This is a genomic window from Enterobacter sp. MGH 16 (assembly GCF_000493175.1).
In the GTDB taxonomy this organism is placed as follows: domain Bacteria; phylum Pseudomonadota; class Gammaproteobacteria; order Enterobacterales; family Enterobacteriaceae; genus Enterobacter; species Enterobacter roggenkampii.
The window spans coordinates 1553226-1573688 of record NZ_KI535695.1 but is presented as its reverse complement, the minus strand read 5'-3'; the positions used below and the strand labels follow the sequence as shown (position 1 = coordinate 1573688).

At 58.6% G+C, this 20463-nt stretch carries 17 protein-coding genes; 7 read left to right on the top strand and 10 right to left on the bottom strand.

Annotated elements, in window-relative coordinates; genetic code table 11:
* The first annotated feature begins 3 nt into the window (after positions 1-3).
* Together L362_RS15215 and dsbG are read left to right on the top strand one after the other, a co-directional pair.
* A complete protein-coding gene (locus L362_RS15215) occupies positions 4-615 on the top strand; it encodes a DsbA family protein (RefSeq protein WP_023292370.1) in 612 nt (203 codons plus the stop codon).
* 41 nt (positions 616-656) lie between these two features.
* The gene (gene dsbG / locus L362_RS15220) at positions 657-1415 is read left to right on the top strand and encodes a thiol:disulfide interchange protein DsbG (protein WP_023344175.1); all 759 of its coding nucleotides are present in this window, start codon (positions 657-659) and stop codon (positions 1413-1415) included.
* A gap of 39 nt (positions 1416-1454) precedes the next feature.
* Here the strand turns inward: dsbG and L362_RS15225 are convergent, their stop codons facing one another.
* From L362_RS15225 to L362_RS15265, 9 genes are all read right to left on the bottom strand, one after another.
* The gene (locus L362_RS15225; protein WP_023344174.1) at positions 1455-2747 is read right to left on the bottom strand and encodes a glycoside hydrolase family 10-like protein; all 1293 of its coding nucleotides are present in this window, start codon (positions 2745-2747) and stop codon (positions 1455-1457) included.
* A gap of 7 nt (positions 2748-2754) precedes the next feature.
* Positions 2755-3042: a VF530 family protein gene (locus tag L362_RS15230; RefSeq protein ID WP_008501679.1), complete on the bottom strand. Its 288-nt coding sequence runs from the start codon at positions 3040-3042 to the stop codon at positions 2755-2757.
* A 94-nt stretch (positions 3043-3136) separates the two neighbouring features.
* Positions 3137-5311 carry a glycoside hydrolase family 2 protein gene (locus L362_RS15235; protein ID WP_023344173.1) on the bottom strand — a complete coding sequence of 725 codons (2175 nt, stop codon included), beginning with the start codon at positions 5309-5311 and terminating at the stop codon, positions 3137-3139.
* On the bottom strand, positions 5308-7974 hold the full coding sequence (locus L362_RS15240) for a hybrid sensor histidine kinase/response regulator (protein WP_023344172.1): 2667 nt from the start codon (positions 7972-7974) through the stop codon (positions 5308-5310). The genes L362_RS15235 and L362_RS15240 overlap by 4 nt, the downstream gene beginning before the upstream one ends.
* A 10-nt stretch (positions 7975-7984) precedes the next feature.
* Positions 7985-8410, bottom strand: coding sequence for a globin family protein (locus L362_RS15245; protein ID WP_008501676.1), 426 nt, complete (start codon positions 8408-8410; stop codon positions 7985-7987).
* Entirely contained in the window at positions 8407-9801 is a 1395-nt protein-coding gene (locus tag L362_RS15250; RefSeq protein WP_023344171.1) for a DUF3131 domain-containing protein, read from the bottom strand. The genes L362_RS15245 and L362_RS15250 overlap by 4 nt, the downstream gene beginning before the upstream one ends.
* A complete protein-coding gene (locus L362_RS15255) occupies positions 9786-11333 on the bottom strand; it encodes a DUF3131 domain-containing protein (RefSeq protein WP_023344170.1) in 1548 nt (515 codons plus the stop codon). The genes L362_RS15250 and L362_RS15255 overlap by 16 nt, the downstream gene beginning before the upstream one ends.
* A complete protein-coding gene (locus tag L362_RS15260; protein ID WP_023292377.1) occupies positions 11330-12649 on the bottom strand; it encodes a DUF3131 domain-containing protein in 1320 nt (439 codons plus the stop codon). The genes L362_RS15255 and L362_RS15260 overlap by 4 nt, the downstream gene beginning before the upstream one ends.
* Positions 12646-14463 carry a glycosyltransferase family 2 protein gene (locus L362_RS15265; protein ID WP_023344169.1) on the bottom strand — a complete coding sequence of 606 codons (1818 nt, stop codon included), beginning with the start codon at positions 14461-14463 and terminating at the stop codon, positions 12646-12648. Before L362_RS15265 ends, L362_RS15260 begins: the two co-directional genes overlap by 4 nt.
* A 281-nt stretch (positions 14464-14744) precedes the next feature.
* Between L362_RS15265 and opgC the strand changes: the two genes are divergently transcribed.
* From opgC to L362_RS15290, 5 genes are read left to right on the top strand one after another with little or no spacing between them, the layout of a single operon-like run.
* Positions 14745-15962, top strand: coding sequence for an OpgC domain-containing protein (gene opgC, locus L362_RS15270; RefSeq protein WP_023327506.1), 1218 nt, complete (start codon positions 14745-14747; stop codon positions 15960-15962).
* Between the two features lie 11 nt (positions 15963-15973).
* On the top strand, positions 15974-16873 hold the full coding sequence (locus L362_RS15275) for a hypothetical protein (RefSeq protein WP_023344168.1): 900 nt from the start codon (positions 15974-15976) through the stop codon (positions 16871-16873).
* Between the two features lie 9 nt (positions 16874-16882).
* Positions 16883-18097, top strand: a complete 1215-nt coding sequence (locus tag L362_RS15280; protein WP_023327505.1) for a PP2C family protein-serine/threonine phosphatase — start codon at positions 16883-16885, stop codon at positions 18095-18097.
* Positions 18087-18425 carry an STAS domain-containing protein gene (locus tag L362_RS15285; protein ID WP_023292380.1) on the top strand — a complete coding sequence of 113 codons (339 nt, stop codon included), beginning with the start codon at positions 18087-18089 and terminating at the stop codon, positions 18423-18425. Before L362_RS15280 ends, L362_RS15285 begins: the two co-directional genes overlap by 11 nt.
* Positions 18426-18851 (top strand): ATP-binding protein, encoded by a 426-nt coding sequence (locus L362_RS15290; protein ID WP_023327504.1) that lies wholly within the window; start codon positions 18426-18428, stop codon positions 18849-18851.
* A 24-nt stretch (positions 18852-18875) separates the two neighbouring features.
* Here L362_RS15290 and L362_RS15295 read toward each other — a convergent pair whose 3' ends face one another.
* Positions 18876-20363 (bottom strand): UbiD family decarboxylase, encoded by a 1488-nt coding sequence (locus L362_RS15295; protein ID WP_023327503.1) that lies wholly within the window; start codon positions 20361-20363, stop codon positions 18876-18878.
* Positions 20364-20463: the final 100 nt, after the last annotated feature.

The window sequence follows — 20463 nt, the reverse complement described above, 5'->3', positions numbered from 1 at the left end:
GTCATGAAAAAATTCCTTATTACGCTTCTGCTCCTGCTGGCCCCGCTTCAGGTATTCGCCGCGCAGCCGCTGACGCCGGACCAGGAGCAGCGTGCGCAAAAGACGATCGCTGATTTCCTGTTTAACGATCCGAACTCCCCGCGCATCGGCGCGAAAAACCCAAAGCTCACCCTGGTGGTGTTTACCGACTACAACTGCCCGTACTGTAAAAAATTCGATCCGTACCTGGAGAAGATTGTCGAAAAACACCCGGACGTGGCGGTAGTCTTTAAGTTTTTACCTTTCCGCTCGGAAAGTTCGCTGACCGCCGCACGAGACGCGCTAACCGTCTGGCGTGCGCATCCTGAGCAGTTTATGAAGCTGAACCACACCCTGATGGCGAAAAAGGGGTACCACGATGACGCCAGCATTCAGGAGGCGCAAAAGCGGGCGGGCGTGAGCGTGACGACGCCGGACGAGGAGAGTTTTCTGACGATCAGGCGCAGCCTCATTGTGGCGGAAAAAATGGGGATCCAGGGCACGCCCGCCACGCTTATCGGCGAGGGGCTGCTTCCCGGCTGGGTGCCGTTCGAACAATTCGACGAAATGGTCAGTGAAGCCCTGAAAAACCGCTAACCTGAAGGGGGCGAAATGCCCCCGATAAACCGGAGAGGGAAATGAGAAAATTACTGTTACTTTCGGCGCTGGCGACGTCAGGGCTGGTACAGGCGGCTGAAGCCATACCGGATGTGGTGAAGCACTTCAGCGAGCAGCAGAACATTAAAATCATCAAGAAGCTGGATGCGCCGGGCGGGGCGCCAGCCTGGCTGGGGCAGTATCAGGATATGGGCGTGACGCTCTTTTTAACACCGGACGGCAAACACGTCATTTCGGGCTATCTGTACGATGACAAAGGAAAAAACCTCAGCGAAGGCTATTTCCAGAAAGAGATCTACGCCCCGATGGGACGCGAGATGTGGAAGAACCTCAACGCGGCGCATCCCCTGAAGGAAGGGGCAGAAAACGCCCCGCGTAAGGTCTTCGTCTTCGCCGATCCGTTCTGCCCATACTGCAAGCAGTTCTGGGCCGAAGCGCAGCCGTGGGTGAAGGCGGGCAAGGTTCAGATCAACACGCTGCTGGTGGCGTTTCTTAACCCCAACAGCGGACGCAACGCCGCCGCCATTCTGAATGCGAAAGATCCGGTTTCGGCCTGGCGCGAATACGAGCTTTCCGGCGGCAAAAAACTGCCCAAGCCTGAAGGCGAGGCTTCCCGCGAAACGGTTGCGATCCTACAGAAACATCAGGCGCTGATGGACAGCCTGGGCGCTAACGCCACGCCCGCAATTTACTATCTGAATGCGGAAAACGAGCTGCAGCAGGTGGTGGGGATGCCGGATGCGCAGCAGCTCGAGGCGATGTTCGGGCCGAAGCCGTAAAAAAACAGGCAGAAACGGGCGTCTCTGCCTGATCGTGACTTAGCTACCCCAGCGTCCCCGGAGATAGTTTACCGCCTGCTGGGTCTGCGGCTGGTTCAGGTAATCTTCACGAAACAGGATGGTGCCGTTGACGTTGGGCAGCGAATCGTTGAGATCGAGCTGCTTTTTCAACTCCGGCACGCCGCCCTGAACCGTCCAGTCCGGCTCTTTTTTCGACGGCTCGCCAACCTTGTAGAACGCAATGCCGATATACAGGCGAGTGTGGGTCGGCTTCACCACGTCGGCCCACCATCTGGTCAGCACGTCGTAGCGCGCGGCATCCCGGGAGAAGGGCCAGTAAATCTGCGGCGCGATGTAGTCCAGCAGGCCCTGCTGCACCCACTGACGCGTATCGGCGTAGGATTCATCATAGGCTGCGGCGCCGCGGGTGTCGGAGCCTGCCGGGTCAAAGGAGCGGTTGCGCCACACGCCCGCCGGGCTGACGCCAAACTCCACGTTGGGTTTTGTCTGCTTGATCGCGCGGGAGACCTGGACAATCAGCTGCTGCGTGTTGTGTCTTCGCCAGTCGGCTTTTGAGGCAAACCCCTGGCCGTACTGCCGCCAGCTCTGCGCGTCATTGAGCGCGGATCCCGGCGATTCGGCATAGAAGTAATCATCAAACTGCACGCCGTCTACCGGGTAGTTCGCCACCACTTCGGTCACCACTTTGGTTATCCAGTCGCGCACCTCCGGAATGCCCGGATCGAGCACAAAGCGGTCACCCGAGATGCGGACCCATTCCGGGTGCTGGACATAAACGCTGGACGGCGTCTGGTATGACGTCCGGTTCAGGGCGGCGATGGTGGACGGTTTGGTGTTGGTCGATACGCGATAGGGGTTAAACCAGGCATGGACCTTCATGCCGCGCTTGTGCGCTTCATCAAGCATAAACTGCAGCGGATCGTACCCCGGATACTCACCGATGTTGCCGGTCAGCATATCTGACCACGGTAAAATTTTGGATGACCAGAGCGCCGTGCTGTCCGGCTTCACCTGAAAAAATACCGTGTTGATGCCGAGCTGCTTAAGGTTGTCGAGCTTTGCGATCAGCGCCTGCTTTTGCATCGCGATGCGCTGGTCCGCGCTGCGGCCATTCACCGAGGCCACCGGCGGCCAGTCAAGACGCGAGACGGTCGCCAGCCAGATCCCGCGCATCGGGGCGTTTGCCTGCGGCGTCGGTTTGCTGACGGTGGGAAGAGGGGTAACCAGTGATTTGGGTGGTTTTGAGGAGCAGCTTACAAGTAAAAGCGCGCAGGCAGCCAGCGCACCAATCCGTTTTACGTGTCGCGTCATTTGCGTATTAGCTCTTGATAATCCTGCTGTTGGCCCAGGGATTAAAGGCGGGCGCCGCCTGCGCTGTATTTCCCTCATCGCTGAGAGAGTCCAGATACAGGGCTTCAACCTCCGCGCGCGCCCACGGGGTGCGGCGCAGAAATTTCAGGCTCGATTTAACGCTGGGGTCTTTTCTGAAACAGTTAATTTTGATGCGGTCACCCAACTCGCTCCAGCCATATTTCGCCACCAGGGCGTTGACCATCATCTCCAGCGTTACGCCATGCAAAGGATCTTTGGAAATATGTGCAGTCATAGGCGTCCGGATGTCTCGATTTTTAGGGGATTGGGGTAAACGCTGAAAGGGTACAAGAAAGCAGGGGAAGCGGCAATTTTCCTTTTCCCCTCGCTCACTTTATGACGAACTCCGTGCGCTGATTTTCGCCGACAATTTTTCCCGCGCTGTTTTCAATCGTAAACCGAATCGACACGTCGTCCTGGCCCACGGGCGTGGCCGTGACCGCTTTTACCATCGTTCCCGAGTCTGCAGCGATCGTCATCGTCGTCGTGCCTTTTGCCAGCACCTTATCGCGCTGGGTGATGCGCCAGATCAGACGGCATTCGCGGCACGGTTTCCAGGTGTCGTTGATGGCCCACAGACGCACGGTCGCCGCCGCCCCGGATTGCCACTGCGCCGTGACCGGTTCAATGGACGGTAAAACAGGCTGGTAGGCGCGTTTTAAGGCGTAAAACCCGGCTTTAGGCTTACGCAGGTAGTCCACCACGCCCCAGTTGATGGAGGGCCAGGTTTCTACAAACATGAAGTGGAACAGGGCCGTCACCGGCTGGTAGCGCTGTCGACGGTAGCTCTCTGCCGCCGTGGCCACCAGCTGCGACTGGTACGCCTGAGTATTGCGGATCATCGCCTGAATGTTGTCCCCACGCGAAATACCGGCAAACTTAAAGGTCTGGAACGGCTGAAAATTATGGTATTTCCAGACGGTCCAGCCGGGATCGTCAGCGGCGGTCGTTTTGGGCCAGAGTGACGCCGCCGGGATGATGGTTTTTAGCGTCGATAAGCGGGGAAGCGCCTGCGCGCCGAACTCGGTGATGATCCCCGTTTTGGCCGGAGCAAGCAGGTCGCGTACGGTACCAAAGTACCAGCCCGCCCAGTAATGCTCCTCAACGGCGGAAAAGCGGTGCACGATGCGCGAGGTATCTTCGGCAAGCGTATCCGCCACCTTTTGCGTGAGCTCGCGATTCAGATCTTTATTCCAGTCCGGGAAGCGTTTTTCCATCCACGGCGAGTTCCACGGCGGTTCGTTATGCCCGCCCCAGACGATGATGGCGGGGGAATTGCCGAACTGTTCGATCATCTCCCGCGTCTGTCGAACCGCATTTTCCGTGAAAGCCGCACTGTTGTTGTAGCCCCACTGCAGCGGAACATCCTGCCAGATCATCATGCCCATCTCATCGGCCACGTCATACAACGCACGTCCGGCAACGTGTCCGTGCACGCGTATGGCGTTGGCGTTCATGGCTTCCACCAGACGAAGATCGCGACGGTATTTTTCTCGCGTCATGGTGCTGAGCCAGGGGGAACCGATGTAATTACTGCCCTTAATGAAAAGGCGTTTGTCGTTAATGAGCCAGCCCATATTGTCGGGCTGCTCGACGATCTTGCGCAGCCCTGTTCGGGTGACCGCCGTATCCATCAGGCCGTTTTCATCCCGCAATGCCACGCGAATGGTATACAGGTGGGGTTTTCCGGTACCGACGGGCCACCACAGTTTTGCCTTCGGCATGGGCAGCGTCAGTTGCACGGAATGGGCGCCGCTTTCGAGGGTAACCGGAAAGTCAGCCTGATAGCGCCTGCCGCTGAAATTGGCGGGCGTGGCGGTGAGCCGCACGGTCGCCGGGCCCTGACCGAGCGCGCGATAGCGAATATCTGCTTTCAGCGCGGGGTGCATCAGACCCTGTGACCAGTCTGGCCGCAGGATGGTCTCATCAAGGGTAGCGCCCCGGCTAAGATGCAGCCTCACCGGTGCCCAGATGCCGCCCGAGTTGGCGTCCTGTCCTTGCGGCGACCAGGCCCCGCCGGGACGGGTGTCATGCTGGTTAAGGATCCCCTTCATGACCGTTTTATGCAGCGGCCAGATCTTATTGGGATCTTCGTAAGGGCTGTCCACCCTGACCACCAGTCGGTTGTGACGTTGTAACGCTTGGCCGGCATCCAGCGAAAAGCGCTGAAAATAGCCCTCATGCTGGCCCAGCGGCTGGCCGTTCAGGGTGACCTCGGCCAGGTAATCGACGCCGTCAAACACCAGGGTGCTCATTACGTCGGGCGGCTGCACGGGCAGGGAAAACGCGTGCTTGTACCACAGCGCGCCCTGGTGATCGTACCCGGCGCTGTACCAGTTGGCGGGGACCTGAAGCGGGCGCCAGCCTGATGCGGCAGGACGCGCGCTATCATTGGCGTCCTGAACCTGCCATTCTCCGGCCAGTGACCAGCTGACCGGCGCAGCGTTCGCCACCGTATGGGTGGTCAACAGGGCAACGAGCAGCGCGCAGTTGCGAGTCATCATGCGTTTACCCCGCGCGCGTTGAGCCACGCCATCAGGCGCAGCGATTCCTTTTGAAGCTGCTGGTTTAGCGCCGCAAGCTGTTGCCCTTCCAGCGTGTGCGCCTCGCTCTCCAGCGCCTGCAGCTGACGGGCGAGTCGCCCGAAATCCAGCGTGACGGCTTCTCCTCGCAGCTTGTGGGCGGCGCGGCGCAGCGCTTCACGATCGTCGCTGTCGATAGCCAGGGTGATGGCCTTCATGGCCTCCTCCAGCCCTTCGCCAAACAGGGCCAGCAGCTCCTGGACCAGAGCAGGGTCGTCAGCACACTGCTTCAGCAGGCGTGCTTCATCCGGGAAGGCGGAAGGGTCATCGTGGCGCGGGAGCACGCGAGCAATCTCCTCAGCGAGACGCTCCTGGCTGATGGGTTTGGCAATGTAGCCGTCGAAACCCATCTGAAGACAGCGCTCTTTATCCCCCTGCATGGCGTGTGCCGTCATGGCGACGGTGGGCTGCGCCGGTCCGGGCCGGGCGCGTTCTTCTTCACGCAGCAGGCGAATGGCGGTCTCACCGTCCATCTCTGGCATCTGAAGATCGATCAGCAAAACGTCCCACACGCCCGCGCGCCAGCGTTCCAGCAGTGCGACGCCATTATCGACGATCTGACAGGTGTGCCCGAGCCGCTCAAGCAGGCGCGCGGCGACCTTCTGGTTGACCAGATTATCTTCCGCAAGCAGGACCCTGAGCCCGGCTGTGTCCGGCGCGACGGTGGGCGCGGGCGCGCTTTCACTCACCGTCTTTGGTGCACGTTCAAACGCCGCGGCAATCGCCTGATGCAATTCATTCTGGGCGATAGGTTTATGCAGGTAGTTCTGGATACCGATCCGCTTCAGCATATTGATATCAAAATGTTGGCTCATGGAGCTCAGCATGATGATATGGCTTTCAGCAACCTGCGGCAGCACCGAAAGTTCGAGAGCCAGCGATACGCCGTCCATATCCGGCATCTGTGCGTCCAGCAGGATCAGGGGCCATGCCGTTCCGGTTTTAACCCGGTTGATGGCCTCGCTGGCGTTATTAACGCAGGTGGGTTTCAGCCCCATCTGGCTAAGCATGGCGGCCAATAGCCGCAGGTTGGTCGCGTTATCATCAACCACCAGCACGGGTTCCCCATTAAAGCGATGGCTATGCCGGCGTTCCTCCGGGCCGGGCGCCTGGGCCGCAAGCGGTAGCACGAAGGAAAATTCGCTGCCTTTCCCCGGCTCGCTGGAGACCGTTAATTCGCCGCCCATCGCCGCGACCAGTCGCGCTGAGATGGTTAGCCCGAGCCCCGTACCGCCATAGCGTCGGGTGGTTGAGTTATCCGCCTGGCTGAAGGCTTCAAAAATGGCTTTCTGCTTATCTACCGGTATGCCAATGCCGCTGTCGCACACCCGGAAACGCCATCGATCCGCGCTATCCGCGGGCTCAACAATCAGGATAACTTCCCCCTGATGGGTAAATTTCAGCGCGTTACCCAGCAGATTGGTCAGGATCTGGCGCAGCCGCGCGCCGTCAACCAGCAGCACGTCGGGAACGTCGGGCGCAATATCGACCAGCAGCTCAATGCCTTTTTCGCTCGCCCCCGGCATGTGGGGGCGAATAAGCGACTGAATGAAGGGACGGACCGGGACGGGCTCCGCCTCCAGCTCCACTTTGCCGGCTTCGATTCGGGAAAAGTCGAGAATGTCGTTGATGATATGCAGCAGAGACTGGGCAGAACTCATCACCAGCGTCAGGTAATCGCGCTGATCGGCACTGAGAGAGGTATCGAGGCACAGCTGGGTCATGCCAATAATGCCGTTCATGGGGGTGCGAATTTCATGGCTCATATTCGCCAGGAACGCGCTTTTCGCCTCATTGGCTTTTTGTGCCTCAATGGCCGAGGCGAACGCCTGAATTTCAGCCTCCTTGCGGCGCGTAATATCCTGCAGCGTGCCAATCACGCGCTCGGCGTTTCCCTCAATGGAGAGCGTGACCACCTGGCCGGAGAGCAGCATCCAGCGCAGACCTTCGGTAGGGTGATGCACGCGAATTTCACATTCAAAGACCGGACGATGATCCTGCTTCGACGCGTGCAGCGCCTTGCGCAGCGCTGCGCGATCGTTCTCGTGGACCTGATTGAGCAGAAAACGCACCGGATATCGCCACTGGGTGCGCGACTGGCCCAGCATGGCCAGCAGGGTATCGTTGACCTGGAGCGTGTCGCCAGACACCTGCCAGTCCCAGATCCCGATATGGATGGATTCTGCCGTCAGCAGAAAATCGTCATGCAGCTGATGACGCGCCCGCTGCGCTTCATCCAGCTCCGTAACATCGCTGTGCAGGCTGACAATGCCGCCGTCCGCAAGGCGCTGGTGCTGGACGAAGATCCGCCGCTGGCCTGCCTGCCGCACTTCGCAGTGTTTATCCTGCCGACAGTTGCGCACGATCGACTCGCGCAGCGTCTGGCGAAGGCCAGGGTCGACGTTGTAAACGGCGTCGATAAAGCGTTCCGCCAGCGATTCCAGCGTTGTGCCCACCTTCAGCCACGGGGTAATGACCGGATAAAAAAGGGCCACGTTGTGATTCCAGGCCTGCAGGCGTTCCTCGGCGTCATAAATCATGACGGCGGCCGGCAGCGCGTTAAGATCGTACGTGAATGCGCTCATCGTGATCCTCCTACGCGCGGTAGTGCAGTTCTGCCTGTCGGCGCAGGTATTCCAGCCCGGGCGCGATCGCCATGGCCCAGGCCGTCAGGATCTCATCGTCGCACTGCGGATCGCGCAGGCTCACGGTGTTCAACATCGCTTCGCGCCACAGGGCGAAAAAACGCGGCGGGAGGTGGAGACCGTCGTCGCTTTGCTCCCGTGCCAGGCGCTCGAGAAAATCAGGCACGATTAACGCGCCGTCTACCGCAAGCATGGCGAAGAAACTCTTAAACAGAGTCTGCTGACCCTCGCTATCCGGCAGGCGAGAAAAATGCTGCTCCGTCTCGGGTGACATATGGACGAAGGCGTCATAGAACGTCTGAAAAAACGCCGTTTTATCATTATCCGGAAAGACGCGGTTCAGACTGGATTCAAACAGATCGCGGTAAAATTTCACGGCGTCCTCCTTACGGCATTTTCGCCCGGTAGACAGTGCCCGACGGGCGTATAGTCATCTGCCACACGGCGCGTAAAGTAGCTCTCTTTTTTAGCCCGGCGGGCGTCAAACAGGGGGCCCGCGTTGTGTTTGAAGAACAGGGCTTCCAGCACCGTGGCATTGGTGGAAAGGGTGAGCGCAGCGTTAGTATCGCCCGTGGCTTCCTGGCGGCCTTCGTACCAGCCTTTTTGCGGATCGTTAAGATGCTTTGTCACCGCCATCAGCACGTCGGTGTATGGGGTGTCCCACAGGGCCCACAGGGCAAAGACCGCCTTGGTCGATACCTGCGCGAAACGGGTGTAGTCCCGGCCATCGTCACCGACAGAGTTCCAGGCATAGCCATTTCCCCAGACCGTATCCTGGATATGCCAGGGCGCCTGCGGGAGCGAGAAATCTGCCCTGGCCGTCAGGATCTTATCTGTCTCCCAGCGGCTCTTCTGGCTCAGCCAGACGTTTTCGGCCTGCTTGCGCAGGTGCTTTTGCCGATCGGCCGCAACGCCTTCGGGCTCCCAGCCAAACTCCAGGCCCGGCAGCATATAGGGAAGGGTGGTGATCAGGGAGGGCTGCCACGTGGTGCGCGGATCCCGGGCATCGACGGCCAGGCGCCGCTGGGCGATGATGACGTGGTGCGCCGGGGGGGTAAACGCTTTCTCCGGAGAAAACCCCCACAGCTGAAACGCCGTTGCGGCATATTCGCTCTCGCCCAGGCGCAGCTCCTCGCGCACCACCGGCTGGCCGTTTTGCAGGGAAGATGACCACAGTTCGCCTTCACGATCGATGACCGGGCAGAAATTCCAGCGCAGGATGATTTTATCGAGGTATTCGCTGTACTGCGGTTCCCGCTCTGCGGTGAGGCGCAGGGCGAGCATCAGACGCGCCATGTCGCGCGCGGACCAGCCATTTTTAACGGGCTTGCCGCTAAAGTCGATCGGCGTCGCCGTCTGGCTGGAATAGAGTCGCCCGGGTGTCCGGGCCTCGGTCAGCATCATGCGGTTGAGGGTGCCCATCAGCCGCGTCAGGCGAGCGTCATACTCGGCCTCCTCAATCAGCCCCAGCTCTTTGGCCGCCAGCAGGGCGATAAACGTATCGCCCATTTGCCAGAGCGTGACGCGGGGCTGTTTGTCGCTGCCGTTGACCAGCCCGGTTTGCGGCTGGGTATTATTGACGAAATAGCGCCAGGCGATCGCCGCCCACGTCTGCTCTTCCGGCGTCAGGGCGGCAATGCGCGCGCTGGAGTGCCAGCCGCCACTGATGAGCCAGCGCCAGCCTGCGCCCTGATGGGCAAACAGCGCAAAGACGATCGCGCCTGCAAGGAGTAATCCCGCAAGCCCTCTGGCTATGGTTTTAAGCATTGCGCAGTCACCGGAGGCAGTTTAACGGGCTCGTCCGCGCTGCATGACGCGCACTGACATGCCTGGCAGGCGGGTTTGGTGCGCTGCGTGACGCCGGTCCGGTCGCACCAGCTTTTTACGGCCGGGGTGCTGGCAAGGAACGGGCGGCTGCGCAGCGCGTTGTTCTCTTCAAACTGATCGAGCAGCTTTTGATCCCACAGAGACGGGGCAAAATCCTTGCTCTTCGGGTTGTCGGTGTTGAAGGCCAGCAGTTTTCCCTCTTTTTTGAACAACAGGGCCTCCAGCATGATGCCGTTATTGTTCGCGGTGAACTCTTTGATCGGGCCGTCGCCGTTTTCATACAGCCCTTCGTAGTAGCCTTTTCCCTCTTCGTTGGCATTCTCAATGGTGTTCAGCAGGCGGTCGGTATAGGGGGAGTTCCACAGCACCCACATGCCCAGCGCCGCCTTCAGCGAAATCGCGGCAGCGTTAGGGACAAACTGGCCTTTATCGGTAATGGTGTTCCAGTTGTACCCGTCGCTGAAGACGGTGTCATAGACGAAGTAAGGGGCCTTATCGAGCTGGTGCTCGGAGCGCGCGGTCAGGACGCCGGTAATGGTATAGCGGTTCTCCTGAGCCTGATAAACGCGGTCGGCAAAGTTTTTCATCCACGTCAGGGAGTAGTCGCGCGGGGCGTTATCCCGGTCGGTCGGTTTATCAAAGCCGAACTCCAGCCCGTAGAGCAGGTAGGATTCCGTCACCACGTAGTTATGCTGCGACGTGTTACGCGGGTCGCGCGTATCGTACGGGACCAGCACGCAGTAGATCTCGGCCAGCTCGTAAGGCTGCGGACGGCTGGCTTTGCAGGTATTAAACCCCCACAGCTGGAAACCGGCCGCGCCGTACTCTTCATAGCCCAGTCGACCTTCCTGAACGTACTTCGGCTGGCCGTTCTCCAGATAGGCCCCGTACAGCGTGCCGCAGGGGTCGATCGCGTGGCTGAAATCCCAGCCGAGCACCACGTTATCAATGCTGTTGCCGTATTCCGGGTAACGCTCCTTGATGATTTTCAGCCAGACCAGCATTCGCCCGATATCCAGCGCCGAGAAGCCAATTTCGCCGGGCTTGTTGGTGTAGTCCACCTTCTGGCCGCTGATGGTGTTATAGGCCTTGTTGGGCAGCTCGTTGCGGAACAGTACCAGGGTGTTTAACGTGGCGAGAAACTTCAGCATCCGGCGGTCAAATTCCGCTTTATCAATGATCCCCAGCTCGCGCGCCGCCGTCAGGGCGGCCAGATAGGAGGCGCTGTCCCACATGGTGGTGGAGGGATATTTGTTGACCGCATTCACCAGGCCCGTCGTGGGCTGATAGTTGGTGACGAAATACTGCCAGGCGTTTTTGGCGATGGTCATCTCTCGGGCCGTCAGCTCGCCGCTGCGCGGGGAGTAACCTGATGCAGGCAGCTCGGTGCCCGCACGCACGGTCGATAGCGCCAGCCAGCAGATCGTTATTCCCGTGAGCAGGTGGAAAAGGATCGGGGATCGTGGCTTCATGGCGTTGCTCCTGCTGAGGGGGAAGTGTAGAGGCAGGCCAGACAGAGCATCTGGCCATGTGCGATGTAAGACAGACTTTCCAGCACAATGGCATTGGTATCGGCGTCCACGACGGCATTGACGCTGTTGTTGAGATTTAACCCGCGCTGCCAGCCTTTACCCGGCACCTGAAGCGGCAGAACCTGCTGGCGCAGCGCTTCGCTCCAGCTGTTGCGGAATAGGGCATACCAGGCAAACGCGGTGCGGGTGGAGGTCATCGCCACTTTCTCCGGCACCTCGTCGCGCAGGTTACGCGCCTGTACCGGCTGCCTGTCCGGCAGATCGTTAACGTAATCCGGCGCGGGTTCGGCATAATCCGTGCTGACGGGGGGTTTTGGCGCGCGCAGGCCGTGGCGCCGCTGCTGGATCTGCATAATCCGCCACGCAATTTCAGCGCTCTGCGCATCAAAGCCCAGTTCAAGACCGGTTAACAGATAGGGGAGACTGATCAGCGAGGTTTGCTTGCCCCAGGGCGTGCGAAGCCCTTCATCGGGCACCATTACGCCATCCAGATCGATCATCTTTTGCCCTTCAGGCGGGTTGGTCACCGCGAGTCCTGCCGCGCTGTCAATCAGGCGCAGCGTATGGCTGGCATAGAGACGGTAGCCAAAAGTGTCCCGCTGTTCATCGTCGGCCAGCGTCCAGTGGTGGAGCGGCACCGCAGCCTGGCTTTGGGTGTTATTTTCAATCAGCGCCGCGGTGCGCCACACGCTCAACAAATCGCGGATGGCCGCCGCGTGCTGGGGATAGCGCCACAGCAGGGTCTGTAATGCCGTCAGCAGCCGGCTCAGACCGATTGCGGAGGCGTCAGGTTTGCCCAGGATCTTGAGCGTGTCCGCATGGTAATAGGCGGCGGGGAGACCCTTGTCATTGAGCGGCAGTTGCCCCAGCGTAAACACGGCGGTGCTGACCCTCTCGTCAAACTCATCGGCGGAAATGATATTGAGCTGCTCTGCGGCAGCGGTCGCAAAGAGGTAGCTTCCCACGCTCCAGAGGCTCAGCCAGGGTTCACCGTCGCTGGCGTTCGCCAGCCCGTTTGGCTGGGTATTATTCACGTAGTATTGCCAGGCGACCCGCGCCCAGATGGCTTCGTCATAGGTCAGCGCCCGTGTTGTGGGCAGCGGCGGGAAGTCTTTACTGAGCGCGATGCCGCCGCTGCTTTCCACGCGCGTGGGCATCTGTTTCTCCACCCAGACCACAATGGCAAAGCCGATCAGGAAGCCGAGCAAAATGGTGAGGTAGCTGCGCGCGGGCAGCAGGGCGTCACGTATCCTCATTGAGTGACCTCGTCCTCTTCAGCGGGCGTCCACATGGCCGCGAAAATCAGCGGCAGCATGGCGGCGATGTTCACCCCTCCCCAGAAAATATTGATGACGTAGCCGGAGGGGTCGTCCACCTGCCCACGCGCCACCTGAATACCGCCCCAGATAAGCCCTGCGAGGGTCAGCACCACGATGGCAATCTGCGGCTTCACCAGGTAGAGAAAACGGCCCGTCTGCCGCTCTTTTGGCGTGACGTGAAATTTGATCTGCTCGCCCCGCAGCACCGTATTGAGCGCGCGCAGGTTCATGGAAAAGAAGGAAAGGTATGAGGCCCTGCCGTCCCAGGCCGAGATCCCCCAGGTGCCGAACATAAACGCCAGTTCAGAGAAGATAAAAAACGGGAGAAAATGGAGATAGAACGGCGTCGACCAGGCGGACACCGGCGGAATGCCGGTAAACAGATAGATAATGGGCGAAATCAAAAACACCGTGTTCCACACGCAGGCCATGTATGACCAGAAGGTGGTGGCATACATCAGCGTCTGGGGCAGAGAGAGCCTGAAGCGGCGACGGCTGAAGATGTTGTCATGAAACAAAATATCCAGCGAACCGGCGGCGTACTTAAAGCGCTGGATCATCCAGGTGAGCATATCCTGCGGAGAGAGCATCTTCGACTCAACCCGCGGATGCATAACCGAGCGCCAGCGCCGTGCGGCGTCACCGTGCAGCAGCACCGAGGTGTAAATATCTTCCGAGACGTGGAATTTGTAGGGGGTAAGCTCGGTGTCAAACGCCACGTGCGGACGCATTGCATTCTGCAGCGCGTCCCGGGTCTCCTCATCGCGAATGTCGCGCGTATGACGATGGATCTCCTCTTCGACGGACCAGACATAGCTTCTTAGCGCGGCCTGCATGACCGCCTCGCGACGGTGAATGGACGCTGCGCCGCAGCAGAAAGCCGCGTTCGCCCAGTTGCGCCGCCGCAGGATCACGTCATAGAACATGCGCGGATCGTTAAAAAACGGGTCGCGGCCAATCGTGATCGGGCCAACACACTTTTGAATCAGCCAGCCCAGACCGTAGCCCACTTTTCCGGCTTTTCGCTGGCCCCAGCGCGACAGGTTTTCTCCTTCCGGAAGATCGAAGAACCACTGCGGCGTCTGTACCCAGGCCACGTCCGGATCGCGAAAATAGCCCAGCGTATGGCTGAGCAGGGTGGGAAATACCCGGGTGTCGGCGTCGCAGATAACAATAAAATCGCCGTCGGTTTGCTCAAGGCCGTTGCGCAGGTTGCCGGCCTTAAAGCCGATGTTGGTCTGGCGAGTGATATAGTTAACGCCTTCCTCTTCGCAAACGGCTTTCATCTCGGGGCGGCGGCCGTCATCAAGCACGTGGATGCGGTAGTCAATCGGGAACGGGTACGTCATCTTCAGGGCATCGCGAATGGACAGCCTGACCAGCTCGGTGTCTTCCGAGTAGGTGGCAATGAACAGATCCACCTTGACGGGACGGGGCTCTACGGCCTCCTCAGGCGACAGGCATTCGTTAATTTCGCCGGGCGGCGGACTCTGAGGAGGATCCTGTTCTTTCCACAAATTGATGGTAAACAGCACGGTGCCAATCCACGCCAGGGTTTCGGCGAGGACCAGCGGAATGGCATACCATAATGCGTCAGTATTCAGGGAGGCGGTCCAGCGCCAGTAAATATAATTGGCACCCAGAATAAGCGCCGCGACCGCTAACACCTGCCAGGTGAACATGACCCAGCGCGGTGTTGTTAACGGTTCCGGAGGACGACGATGTTCAAAACGGGAAAAATAAAAATCCATAGTTCCGGCGTTCCTGATTCCGTGAAAATGCAGACCCATTCTGCTGCGCAGACAGTTGCCCAAAAGCGAAAGAAAATAGCGATTAAACAAGATTTAAGATAAGTGTAGAACGCCGAATAAAAGTGTCCAGCCACGTTTTTATTAATATTTAGCGGTGGTTAATTTAGCTTAAATTCTGCTTAATGATGTTTCATCGGCCGTCGATAAATTGCGGTTACTATTCCTTTAGGCTATCTACTTTATTTAGACCTTAATTTTCGTTTTCAGGCAAAGGACACCCTATGAGCCATGTTGCGCCGTCGGTAGCGCAAGAAGATGACGCTAAATCAACAGCATGGCGGTATGCCGTTGCAGGTGCCAGGGACCTGAGAATCGACTTTATGCGCGGCATTGCCCTCGTCATGATGGTCGTGGCGCATACGGAGGTGATGTCGGTATTTAATATATTCTCCTGGGAGCGTTTTGGGTTAACAACCGGTGCAGAAGGTTTTGTTATTCTCTCGGGGTTTATGCTTGGCATGCTGAACCGCGCGCGTCTGCAAAAAGTGGTTTTGCTCACGGTTTCCTGGGGGCTTTATCTCAGGGCATGGAAAATATATCGTGTAAATATCATTATCATAGTGTCGTTTATTCTTCTGGCCTATATCCCACATATTAATGTTTTCGAGGTCACCCATTTTACCGACCGTTTTTCGGGTGAAAGCTGGTCGCTTTATCCGGTTACGCCGCAAATAAAAGAGACCTGGTTCAACATTATCCTCTATTTGCAGATTGGCCCTCATCAGACGCAAATTCTGGGGCTGTATATCTTTTTACTGCTACTCAGCCCGCTATTTTTGGGGATGCTGCAGAAAGGAAAAGTCTGGTGGCTGCTGGGGCTGTCGCTGCTGGTGTACAGCCTGTGGCAGCGCTGGCCGCTTCGGCTGACGCCGTCGGAATTCGAATTTGCCTTCCCGCTGCTCGCCTGGCAGTTCATCTTTGTGCTGGGCATGGCCAGCGGCTGGTATAAAGCCGAACTGCTCTCTTTCGCCCGGACGCCTCCGGGGAAAGGGGTGGTAGTGGCGCTGGTCATGGTGTCGCTGGTGCTGGGATTTGTCGCCCAGAACCATACCAACCCGTTTATGCCGCCCGCGCTGCTGATGCACGTCATCCCGCCTGACAGCTTCAATTCGTTTTATCACACCTGGGCGGCGAAGAACGGGCTGGGCCCGGTGAGGGTGTTAAACGATATTGCCCTGATGGTCACCGTCTACCTGGTGCTGACGTATTGCTGGACGCCGCTCAATCGCCTGCTGGGATGGTTCCTGATCCCGCTCGGCCAGCACTCGCTTTATACCTTTATTTTGCATGTGTACGTGGTGCTGCTGGTGAGCCAGTTCATCACCTTCGACTTATGGCGTCATGCCTGGATAGAGAACACGTTAGTGCATGCGGCGGCACTGGGTATTTTGTGGCTGATGGCAAAATACGACGTCGGCGCACGCTGGATACCTAACTAAGGATGGCGGTTATGCGCGAAAAATGGCTTCTGGCGGGCGTGCTGCTCGCCGCGATCCCCGCCGCAGAGGCGGCGAAAAGCAGTGAAAATGAATCCCTGCGCGACAAGAACGGTGAACCTGTTCAGGCTGGCGTCTTTACCAGCCGCTGGGGGCGCCTGTTCTCGGGTAACGACAAGAAATTCTCAGGTGCGCTGAGCTTTAGCTCGGGACTGAAAGAGCAGTGGATGAGCGTTCCTAACAGTTCAGACACCGCCACGGAAAAGAAAAAGATTAACCAGACGCTGAATCTCAGCCTTCAGTATTCCCCCTACAGCTTCTGGTTTGCCAACATTACGTCCCGACTGCCGGTCAGAGACACCAGCCGCTACACCGCCGATTTTCGCTACAGCTTCGGCTACGATGACTGGCACGCCAACACCGTCAGTCTGGTTTACAGCAACTACGGCGATAACCATTTCTGGACATCGGGCAGCCGACGACACACCTATTTCGAACAGGGCGCCTTCACGCTGGCCTACAAGTTTTCGCTACCGAAACCGGTCGAAAACACGCTCCTGATTAATAAAGGGGATTCCATCATTTGCCAGGTCGGGTACAGCTGGGTGCCGCGCTACTACGACCTCAGCAGCGATGACATCCGCAAAAATAAAAACGTCATGCTCGGCGGCTGCGGCTACACCTTCAAACAACATTTCTTCGTTCGCGCGACGGCATTCTGGTTCCCGGACAGCAGCCAGCAGCAGCCCTGGAACGGCGATTACAGCTACAGCTTCGGTTATGCCGGCTATACGCCGGGTTCGTTCTCCATCCAGTACGCGAACTATGCGGGAACGCGCTATCCGGGGCACGGCAACGGGAATGCAAAATTCAGGGAAGGGACCGTGAGCCTCATCTGGTTCTTACCGCTTTAGGAGGGATGTATGTCGGCGCTGCACGTGTTAATCGTAGAAGATTCGCTGATTTATCGTCGGTTACTCTCCCGAATGCTCACCCAGTGGGGGTATATCGTGAGCGAGGCGGAAAATGGCGTCGCCGCGCTGGAAATACTGTCCAGCCAGCCGATCAGCATGGTGATAAGCGACTGGGACATGCCGGAAATGGACGGACTCACGCTCTGTCAGACCATCCGCAACCGTCAGTTTGGCCACTACGTCTATGTCATTCTGCTCACGGCACGCGAAAATGCCGGGGATTTAACGCAGGGCTTTGATGCCGGAGCCGATGATTTTTTAAGCAAGCCGGTCGAGCAGGATGAACTGCGGGCGCGTCTGCACGCCGGGGTCCGTATTTTAACGCTGGAAGCGACCCTCGCGGCGCACAACAAGCGCCTGAGTGAAGCGTTGCATCAGATTGAACAGGATCTTGAACTCGCGGCGCGCGTTCAGCACTCCGTGCTGCCTTCGCACCGCTTACGCTTTGGGAACTACTTTTCCGACTGGCTTTTCTTGCCGTCTGCGTGGGTCTCAGGCGATGTGTTCAATATTTTTCCACTCGATTCTCACATTGGGTTCTATTGCGTGGATGTGTCCGGTCACGGCGTGGGGGCCGCGATGATGTCCCTCGCGGTGGCGCGTCAGTTCTTACATGGCCGGGTGGTAGACCGTTTTTTGTTTACCGATCAGGGCGGCATTCAGTCGCCTGCGGAGGTGATCGGAATCCTGAACAGCCGCTTTTGCAGTGAAGAGAGTGACATTACCAGCTATTTCACCATTATCTACGGGGTGATCGACCCCGAGAGCGGACGAGGGGTGTTGTGTCAGGCCGGGCATCCTACTCCCGTCATTGTGAACGCAGACAGCGCCGTCACGTCCGTGGGCAATGGCGGCCCGCCGGTCGGGCTGATGCCTGACCTCAGCTGGGAGGACGTCGCGTTTACCCTCAATCCGGGGGATCGCTTATGCTTATTCAGTGACGGTATTACGGAGTGTGAGAACGTCAGCGGCGAGCAGTTTGGCCCGCAGCGTCTCGAACGCTGGCTTCATGACCATGCCCGACTTCCGGTTGACCAGCTCCTGGCGCGGTTCGGTGACCACCTGACCGGCTGGCGCAACGCAAATCGTGATGAACCGACCGCCTTAACCGATGACGTTTCACTGCTCGTGATCGAGCGTCAGGGAGAACAGAATGATTATTAACACTGAACGACTACCGCATGCCAACATCCTCACGCCCGCAGTCCGGCGGCTGGATGCCTCCGTTGCCGCGACGTTTAAAGCGTCCGTGACGGAAGAAATTGGCGACGATCGCAAGGCTTTGATTGTCGACTTCAGCAAAGTGGATTTTATCGACAGCAGCGGGCTGGGAATGCTGGTGTCGTTGTTTAAGCTGATGAACGGGAAAGGCGACATGGCGCTGTGCTCCCTGAACCCCGGGATCATGAACATGTTCACCCTGACCCGCATGGACCGCATATTCCGCATCTATCCGGACAAAAGCAGCGCGCTTGCGCAGCTGGGGCAGTAGATGCAGACGCCGGTGCAGGCAGAATTTCCGGCGGTGCTCGGTTCCCTGACGCCGCTGGCCGGCTGGCTGGAAGCGCGGCTGAGCGCGCTTCCCGTAGATGATGAGTGGCGTTTCGCGCTCGATCTCGCCGTCTGTGAGGTGGCGACGAATATCATCCGGCACGCGCTGCATGAGGATGCCTCGCGCACATTCAGCGTACGCTTCGATATCCGCGACAGCGACGTCTGCATTGATTTTACCGACGCGGGCGACGCGTTCCCGCTGGCGCGGCTTGAGGCCGCCAGGCGAGACCGTTTTTGTGAAATCTCACCGCTGCTGGAGAGCGGCAGGGGGCTGATGCTCATTTTGCTGAGCGTCGATCGTTTCTCGGTGGAGCGAGCGGCGGGTGAAAATATTGCCACGCTTGAAAAGAAAATCAGCGTATGACCTGCGGGCCATACGCGCGTGATTTTATTTCTTATCGGCAAACAACTCCGGTGCCCACGGACGTGGATCCACTTCCATAAACGGCGCCCGTTCGAAGCGATCCTTCAGCGCCCACGGCACCGTGCAGTCGAAGATCGTCTTGCAGGAAATGCCGTTGCCGCGAATCGAGGTGCTGTAATCCGGCGACTGGGACGGATCCAGCTGGTGGCCGCGGATCCCCGGAATATTGGTGATGCTGACATCGCCCTGCATGCGGGTGGTCATCGCCCACAGGATGTCGTCGCTGTCGAAAATATCCACGTCTTCGTCGACCAGAATAATGTTCTTCAGCTCCGAATAGGTGGCTAAGGCGATAAGCGCCGCCTGGCCCTGACGTCCTTCGTCTGACGGCTGGCGTTTTTTCACCTGCAGTATCCCGAGGAACTTGCCGCCGCCCGCGGTATGGGCATAGACGTTTTGCAGGAAGCCCGGAATAGCCTCCTCTACGGCATTGCGGATGCTGGCCTCGGTCGGCAGTCCGGCCAGCGTGGTATGTTCTTCCCCTGGTCCCACCAGCGTCTGCAGGATCGCGTGGTTGCGCATGGTCACGGCTTTCACTTTGATCACCGGCAGGGAGGGGTTCGCCTCGCCGCAGTAGCCCGGGAACTCCGGCATCGCGTGGCCGGTATTGGTATGCTGATCCTCTCTCACGCGCACGCCCGGCAGCAGTTCACCTTCGATGATGATCTCCGCCCGCGCGATGGCTTTCTCTTTGACCGCTACGCCCTGTACCAGCTCAACCGGCTGCTGGCGCAGCGCCCCGGCGACGCCCAGCTCGTTGTAGCCAAACGGCGTGGTAGGGGCCTCAAAGCACGCGCCGATGTAGATGGCGGGGTCGAGACCCATGTTGATCGTCACCGGCAGCGGTTTTCCGGCATCTTCTGCTTTTTTGCGGAAGACTTCGATATGGCGCCCGGCGGCAAGGAACATGGAAAGCTCGTCGCGCTCCTGAACGCAGAGGCGGTGGATGGTGACATCCGTCAGCGAGCTGTCTTCCGGATCGCTTGCCAGCACCAGCCCCAGACAGAAGAACGGACCCGCATCAATCGGCGTGTTGGTTGGGGCCGGAAGCAGCTTGCGCAGGTCGAAGTCAGGATCGTTAGCGTAAAAGACCTGCTCCTGGCAGGGGGCCTGCGAGGCCGGAACGACAACCGGCGCAACCGGCTTTTTGACTGCCTGGCCGACGTGCTTTGCCAGTTCCGAAGGCTCACAGCCCAACAGCAGCGCCGCGCGCTCGCGGCTGGCGTGCATGCCCACCAGGATGCGGGAGTGCGGATAGCCCTTCACGCTGTTGAACATCATGGCCGGGCCCGTACGGGTTGGACGTTTGACCGTGCCGCCTGCGCCGATATGGCGGTAGACGCCCGCCAGTTCCGCGTTGGGGTCGACCGGACGATCGGTTTCAATGTACTGCCCTTCGTGGCGCTGCAGTAAGGCGATGGCGCTGCGGAGATCGTTAATCTGGTTTTCCATATTTTCCTCCCTCGGTTGAATACCTCCATTTTTATGGCAATGACCAATAGCATCAATTGCATCATTACTGTTAAATTGATAAGTAAATTAATATCAATTC

Excerpts from the sequence above, each read along its gene's own strand:
- opgC (WP_023327506.1), top strand. The coding sequence starts at position 14,745 with ATGAGCCATGTTGCGCCGTCGGTAGCGCAAGAAGATGACGCTAAATCA.
- L362_RS15215 (WP_023292370.1), top strand. The coding sequence starts at position 4 with ATGAAAAAATTCCTTATTACGCTTCTGCTCCTGCTGGCCCCGCTTCAG.
- L362_RS15230 (WP_008501679.1), bottom strand. The coding sequence starts at position 3,042 with ATGACTGCACATATTTCCAAAGATCCTTTGCATGGCGTAACGCTGGAG.
- L362_RS15225 (WP_023344174.1), bottom strand. The coding sequence starts at position 2,747 with ATGACGCGACACGTAAAACGGATTGGTGCGCTGGCTGCCTGCGCGCTT.
- L362_RS15240 (WP_023344172.1), bottom strand. The coding sequence starts at position 7,974 with ATGAGCGCATTCACGTACGATCTTAACGCGCTGCCGGCCGCCGTCATG.
- L362_RS15280 (WP_023327505.1), top strand. The coding sequence starts at position 16,883 with ATGTCGGCGCTGCACGTGTTAATCGTAGAAGATTCGCTGATTTATCGT.
- dsbG (WP_023344175.1), top strand. The coding sequence starts at position 657 with ATGAGAAAATTACTGTTACTTTCGGCGCTGGCGACGTCAGGGCTGGTA.
- L362_RS15285 (WP_023292380.1), top strand. The coding sequence starts at position 18,087 with ATGATTATTAACACTGAACGACTACCGCATGCCAACATCCTCACGCCC.
- L362_RS15235 (WP_023344173.1), bottom strand. The coding sequence starts at position 5,311 with ATGATGACTCGCAACTGCGCGCTGCTCGTTGCCCTGTTGACCACCCAT.
- L362_RS15275 (WP_023344168.1), top strand. The coding sequence starts at position 15,974 with ATGCGCGAAAAATGGCTTCTGGCGGGCGTGCTGCTCGCCGCGATCCCC.
- L362_RS15260 (WP_023292377.1), bottom strand. The coding sequence starts at position 12,649 with ATGAGGATACGTGACGCCCTGCTGCCCGCGCGCAGCTACCTCACCATT.
- L362_RS15265 (WP_023344169.1), bottom strand. The coding sequence starts at position 14,463 with ATGGATTTTTATTTTTCCCGTTTTGAACATCGTCGTCCTCCGGAACCG.
- L362_RS15250 (WP_023344171.1), bottom strand. The coding sequence starts at position 9,801 with ATGCTTAAAACCATAGCCAGAGGGCTTGCGGGATTACTCCTTGCAGGC.
- L362_RS15255 (WP_023344170.1), bottom strand. The coding sequence starts at position 11,333 with ATGAAGCCACGATCCCCGATCCTTTTCCACCTGCTCACGGGAATAACG.
- L362_RS15290 (WP_023327504.1), top strand. The coding sequence starts at position 18,426 with ATGCAGACGCCGGTGCAGGCAGAATTTCCGGCGGTGCTCGGTTCCCTG.
- L362_RS15295 (WP_023327503.1), bottom strand. The coding sequence starts at position 20,363 with ATGGAAAACCAGATTAACGATCTCCGCAGCGCCATCGCCTTACTGCAG.